The organism is Duganella qianjiadongensis (assembly GCF_009857915.1).
In the GTDB taxonomy this organism is placed as follows: domain Bacteria; phylum Pseudomonadota; class Gammaproteobacteria; order Burkholderiales; family Burkholderiaceae_D; genus Rugamonas; species Rugamonas qianjiadongensis.
In genome coordinates, this window is sequence record NZ_WWCM01000117.1 from 1 (window position 1) to 233 (window position 233).

Here is a 233-nt window from a genome sequence, read left to right on the forward strand (position 1 = left end):
GCACCGTCGTATGATGCGATGGGGGGACGGATCGCGGAAGGTTGTCTGACTGTTGGAATAGTCAGTTTCTGATTCATAGAAGGTGCTTAGGCAAATCCGGGCACATAATTCAAGGGATTGGGACGAGCGAACTTGTTCGCGAAGCAATCGGAAGTGGTTCCAAGAAAAGCCTCTAAGCTTCAGTCATACGAGACCGTACCGCAAACCGACACAGGTGGGCGAGATGAGTATTC

The 233-nt window shown here is 51.1% G+C and carries 1 rRNA gene; it reads left to right on the top strand.

What is annotated here, in order from left to right:
• Window positions 1-233: ribosomal RNA gene (locus GTP27_RS23530) — 23S ribosomal RNA — on the top strand; the annotation flags it as partial.